The following is a 4,887-nucleotide window of genomic DNA, read 5'->3' as shown; positions in this document are numbered from 1 at the left end:
AGGATCGCATCCGGGATCCGCGGCTCTTTCCGTCGGGCCATAGGGGGTCTCCTTCTTCCCTACTATGCCCCGCCACACACGAAACTCCTGACAGTCCCCGCAGGCGACCGGTCGGCCGTGATCATCGGACAGGCAATGGATCTTTGCGGTACGGCCGCCGCGCGAGCGCCCGACCGCCTGCGTCCACGCCCCCCCTTTTCCGCCTGCAGCCGAGCGGTGCGCCGCCACATGCGAACTGTCGAGGCTGAGTTCCCGTGGGACATCGCCGGAGGCCGTCATCCTGGCGAACCGCCGCTGCCAGAGACCGCCTCCGGACCATCTGTTGAAGCGGTGGTCGATGGTGGTCGCGGGCAATGGGCTGCTGGCACATCGCGCCAGCGACAGCCGGTCTTGAGCACGTGCAGGATGCCGCTGATGACCCAACGGTCATCCACCCGCGGTGATCTTCTTTCGAATTGATGGACACCCCTGAGTAAGCTCCATAGGAGCGAGGAAAGGTGTCCGATGAACAGGGCACGGCGAGAGTTCACGCCGGAGTTCAAGCAGCAGGCGGCGGCGCTGTTGCGCTCCAGCGGCCGCCCGCTGAAGCAAATCGCGGGCGAATTGGGCATCCAGCCCTCCATGCTGCGCAGTTGGCGGCGACGGCGGAATGGTGAGGCGCCGCGGCCGCACAGCCTGTTACGGCAGGCAGCGGCTCTGTTGCTTTACCATCTGGCTCAGCATCTTCGCCGGCGGATCAGGCCACCGAGACTGCGCGCCTGCGGCGTGAGCTGGAGCGCTCGCCTTGAGCGTGACATTTTAGAAAAGCCGTCGGCTTCTTCTCAGAAGCACCGAGATGAGGTTCCGTGTCATTGCCACCCACGCCGGGACTTGGCCGATCCGCGTGGCCTGCCGTGTGCTTGGGTTCAGGGCAGTGCCCTGAACCTGCTTCCGGCTACTACGCCTGGCGGGATCGCCCCGATAGCGCACGAGCTGTGGCCAACCGGCAGATCCTGACCGACATCCGGCGGCTGCACGCCAATCATCATGGCCGCTACGGCAGCCCGCGCCTGCCGGCTGCCTTGCACGCCGAGGGACGCCAGGTCAGCCGCGGACGGGTCAAGCGGCTGATGCGCAGCGCAGGGATCCGGGCCATGGCGGGGCGACGTGTCCGTCCAGCGACCACCCACAGCCGCCATGCTCTCCCGGTTGCCCCGAACCTGCTGGATCGGCAGTTCGCGGTCACCCGCCCAACACAGTCTGGCTGGCCGACATGACCTATCTGCCTCCTGGTGAAGGCTGGCTCTACCTCGCCGCCGTGCTCGACCTGGCCACCCGCAAGATTGTCGGCTGGTCCATGCGCCGGTCCATGCGCGCGGAACTCACCTGCGCAGCCTTCACCATGGCCATCCAGTGGCAGCGGCCGCCACCCGGGGTGCTGCAGCATTCGGACCGCGGCTCGCAGTACGGCCGACGATGACCCAAGCTGCCCAGCGCAGCCGGCATGCGGCAATCCATGAGCCGCCGTGGCAACTGTCTGAACAATGCACCCATGGAAAGCTTCTTCCACACCCTCAAGGTCGAGCTCGTCCAGCAGCAACAATGGGCCACGCCGGACAAAGCCAGGCGCGACGTGTTCTCCTACATCGAGAGCTACTACAACCAGCAGCGCATCCACTCCGCCCTGGGCTACCAGACGCCAGAGCAGATAGAGCACAATGCCGCCTGATCCCTGTCCATCAAATCAGCGGAAGATCAGTGCGTCACCCACATGCCCAAGCCGCAAAAACCACGGCCTTGATGGCCGGGGGCGATAGCCAACCAAATCTTCCGGTTGCTGTGCCAACTGGCCAAGGCCGGCCTGAAAGCCTGCCCGATTGCCATTCGCTCCTGAGGGAACGAGTACCTGCTCGCGGCGACCCAAGCCGACGCAGGGCAGAACCGCCCGGCCGGTTTAGGGTGAAGGCGCCCCTGCCGTAGTCATCAACTGCCGCCGCAGCCCACGGGCGGGAGCCGGCATCAATTCGCGTTCATGACGGCTCTCCCGCCCCATCCTCTGATCGGCCTGTACGGGCAGAAAACCCGCGCTTGGGCGCACCAATGGATGCGTGTTCAGAGACAGGCGTCACGACCAGTGGCAACTGGAATGTCTCGGAATGGGCGGCTGGCTTGCGTCGGAAGCACCGGCTGGGACCCATCGGAATACCTAGCTGGATCCGGCGGAATATGCACAAGACCGCCGTGGCGTCCCGTTCCGCCGGCTTGAAGGGGGTGCCCCACGAGCTGCGCCAGCTCCGACTGGTCCAACGTCTCCATCTCCAGCAGCCGGTGAGCGCCCTTGTCGAGCATGTCGCGTCTTTCGCGCAGCATGGCGACGGTCCGCTCCAGCGCGCTGTCCACGATGCGCCGTACCTCCTCGTCGATCGCATTGGCCGCGGCTTCGCCGTATTCCCGCCCCCGCGCGCCTCCGCCCAGCAGGCTTCCGTCAGCGAGGAAGGAGCGTGGATCGCGTTCATAGGTGACGCTGCCGAGCCTCTCCGACATGCCGTAACGCGCCACCATGGCATGCGCTGTCTCGGTGACGCGCTCCAGGTCGTTGGCGGCGCCTGTCGAGAGATGGCCGAACACGATCAGCTCGGCGGCACGCCCACCCAGCATCACCATCATCTTCCGTTCCAGCTCCTCGCGCGTCATGAGGAAGCGGTCCTCGGTCGGCAGTTGGACTGTGTAGCCGAGTGCGCCGATCCCGCGCGGAATGATCGAGACCTTCTGCACAGGGTCCATGCCCGGCAGGGCCAGCGCCACCAGCGCATGGCCCATCTCGTGATACGCGACGATCTCGCGTTCCTTCGGATTGAGCAGGCGGTTACGCCTCTCGAGGCCAGCGACGATGCGCTCCACCGCATCACTGAAGTCCGCCATGGTCACGGCATCCCCGCCACGGCGCGTCGCCAACAGCGCGGCCTCGTTCACGAGGTTCGCGAGATCCGCGCCGGTGAATCCGGGCGTCAGCGCCGCCACCTTCTCGGCATCCACATCCGGGGCGAGCGTCACCTTGTGCATATGGACCTGCAGGATATCCACGCGGCCCTTCCGGTCCGGCCGGTCCACCAGCACTTGGCGATCGAAGCGCCCGGCGCGCAGCAGCGCGGGGTCGAGGATCTCCGGCCGGTTCGTTGCCGCCAGAATGACGAGGCCGGAGCGGCTGTCGAAGCCATCCATCTCGACCAGCAGCTGGTTCAGCGTCTGCTCGGCCTCGCTGTGTCCGCCATAGGCGCCGCCGACGCCGCGGGCGCGGCCCAGCGCGTCCAGCTCGTCGATGAAAATGATGGCCGGCGCCCTAGCGCGCGCCTGTTCAAACAGGTCGCGCACCCGTGCCGCGCCGACACCCACGAACATCTCGACGAACTCGGCGCCCGAGATCGAGAAGAACGGCACCTTGGCCTCGCCCGCGACGGCCTTGGCCAGCAGCGTCTTGCCGGTGCCGGGCGGGCCGACCAGCAGCACGCCCTTCGGCATCCGCCCGCCGAGCCGCCGGTAGCGCTCGGGCTCCCGGAGGAAATCCACGATCTCCCGCAGCTCCTCCTTGGCTTCGTCCACGCCCGCGACGTCCGAGAAGGTCACGCCGGTATCGGATGCGACATAGACCTTGGCCTTGCTCTTGCCGATCTGCATGAGGCCACCCTGGCCCATCCCGATGCGCCGGCCGATCCAGAGCCAGGCACCGACGAACAGCAGCACCGGGACGATCCAGGAGAGCACCATCGGCAGGAGGTTGCTCTCGACCCGGCCGGTGTAGCGCACGCCATGGCGGCTCAGTTCCTCAGCGAATTCCGGCGGCTCGACCCTGGTGGTAGCGAAGCGGGTCTGCCCGCCGGGCAAAGGTTCCTTGAGCTCGCCCTGGAGGAACCGGTCGGAGACCCCGACCTCGGCAATCTTGTTCTCCTGCAGAAGTTGCTGGAACTGGCTGTAAGGAATCGTCGCCACGGGCTGCGCAATCATCGTCGTGACATACTGCGCCACCAGAAGGCCGAACAGCGCGGCAACCCAGTACCAGGCAGTGAACGTGCTCTTCTTCATCACCGCCTGCCTTCCTGCCCAGTAGTTACCGCGGAGACGACGCTGCGGGCTTCGGCTCCGAGACAGCATGCGGCGGTGCCGGAACCAATGGCAGCATCCTACGACCGTCCACCCCGGAGAATTCAAACACCGTTACGCGAACAAAAGTTCCAATCCCGCCGTCACGGCCGATCGGTTGCCGCTGCGTTGCCCCGCGCCGCGTCCCCACCGCCCCCCCCCGTTCATCCGGTCCTCAGCAGCGCCAAGGCTGAGAACCTGATCAGGCTATTGATCAGTTGATGATCCTCTGATGCCTCTAAGAACCTGTTGTCTGATGGGCTGAGCTGATTCGCTAAGTGCCATGTATGGACGGCCCCTGTGACGCAAAAGCGATGTGATGTTATGGCGCTGTGGTCGGGGGTGGTCATTTGTCCGGCCTGTTGATGCGGCCCTCATGACCGCTGGCCCTGATGCAATCCGTGGCCCGGCTCCCAATCAGTTTGTCGCGCTGTGATGCGCAAGGCACTTATAGCCTATCCCGGTAGAGCGTGACGCCATGTGATGATGCCGCAGGCAAGGTGAAGCAGGGCGAGATAGTTGGCAGGCTTCTTGGTCCATCAGATCAGGATGGAGCGGAAGCGGTTCGTCCAGGATTGCGTGCGTTCAACGACCCAGCGCCTGGCCTCGGCTCTGGCGTGCCGCCTGGCCCTGACCTCCTCGCCACGTGTGCGCAGGTGCAGGGTGAAGCCGAACTCGGCTGCCAGTGCGCGCGGCTCGTCATAGTCGAAGCCTTTGTGGAGGCAGAGGTGCTGGGGTTGGCGGCGCGTCGGCTTGGGGCGACGGATCGGG

Annotated in this window: 1 protein-coding gene and 4 pseudogenes; 1 reads left to right on the top strand and 4 read right to left on the bottom strand. The window is 65.7% G+C overall.

Annotated features, from left to right (window positions below):
- Positions 1–102: 102 nt before the first annotated feature.
- Together EBE87_RS30675 and EBE87_RS30480 are read right to left on the bottom strand one after the other, a co-directional pair.
- A pseudogene (locus EBE87_RS30675) lies at positions 103–231 on the bottom strand (IS5/IS1182 family transposase); the annotation flags it as partial.
- Positions 232–302: 71 nt separating this feature from the next.
- A pseudogene (locus EBE87_RS30480) lies at positions 303–611 on the bottom strand (transposase); the annotation flags it as partial.
- On the opposite strand from EBE87_RS30480, the pseudogene EBE87_RS19135 reads away from it, so the two are divergent.
- Positions 505–1,708 (top strand): annotated as a pseudogene (locus EBE87_RS19135) (IS3 family transposase). The pseudogenes EBE87_RS30480 and EBE87_RS19135 sit on opposite strands and share 107 nt — an antisense overlap.
- 383 nt (positions 1,709–2,091) lie before the next feature.
- On the opposite strand, the gene ftsH reads toward EBE87_RS19135, so the two are convergent.
- The gene (gene ftsH, locus EBE87_RS19130) at positions 2,092–4,059 is read right to left on the bottom strand and encodes an ATP-dependent zinc metalloprotease FtsH (RefSeq protein WP_199707030.1); all 1,968 of its coding nucleotides are present in this window, start codon (positions 4,057–4,059) and stop codon (positions 2,092–2,094) included.
- 512 nt (positions 4,060–4,571) lie between these two features.
- Positions 4,572–4,887, bottom strand: a pseudogene (locus EBE87_RS28685) (transposase); the annotation flags it as partial.

This window comes from Teichococcus wenyumeiae, from assembly GCF_003696345.1.
GTDB lineage: Bacteria > Pseudomonadota > Alphaproteobacteria > Acetobacterales > Acetobacteraceae > Pseudoroseomonas > Pseudoroseomonas wenyumeiae.
Note: the sequence above shows the minus strand (reverse complement) of the source record. Positions and strands in the feature narration are given on the sequence as shown.

What these genes read in the sequence shown, in the direction of transcription:
- ftsH (WP_199707030.1), bottom strand. Translation starts at nt 4,059, where the DNA reads ATGAAGAAGAGCACGTTCACTGCCTGGTACTGGGTTGCCGCGCTGTTC.